1 pseudogene is annotated in these 529 nt (G+C 41.2%); it reads left to right on the top strand.

The window, feature by feature from the left end:
* Nucleotides 1-338, top strand: a pseudogene (locus tag EDM52_RS24130) (hypothetical protein); the annotation flags it as partial.
* Nucleotides 339-529: the final 191 nt, after the last annotated feature.

Below are 529 nucleotides of genomic sequence, written 5' to 3'. Positions count from 1 at the left end.
AGTTGCCCCAAAACGTATTGCAGAAAATCAAAATCGAAGAATCGAGCTGTAAGAACGAAGAAGGCAATCCGCCATGTCTAAATTTCTTTTACAAAGACATGGTTACCAAGCAAGATGTCATCCTTGCCTCTGTGATTCGCTTAAGTAAAGAGCAAGAGAAATCAGATTATTATGCGGGTCATCCATTTTTGAAAAAAATAGGGGAAAACCATCAAGGTGCGTTTTATTCGATCATCCCAAGTGAGCATCAGTATGCGGGAAAAGAAGAATCGGTACAAGGCAAGGAATGGAGTCAACTCATGGAAATGCTACAAGTCCGGATGAGCAAGTCAATCTAAACAATTAAATAAATGGATTGTAGATTGGATGAGCGAGACGTGTCTAGTGCCCGTGGTCTTTGTGGATCAGGCATCGGTCACGTCCTTTTTAGGCCTCAAGAATAGGATGTTCATGTAAAGATATTGGGGGTAGGTAATGGTGGTATTTCATTTACAGGAGGAAGTCTGCTCAAATACAGATGAGCTTTGTC

It is taken from the genome of Brevibacillus invocatus, from assembly GCF_003710915.1.
In the GTDB taxonomy this organism is placed as follows: Bacteria; Bacillota; Bacilli; order Brevibacillales; family Brevibacillaceae; genus Brevibacillus; species Brevibacillus invocatus.
The sequence above is the reverse complement of the archived record's forward strand: the minus strand, read 5'-3'. Positions and strand labels throughout refer to the sequence as shown.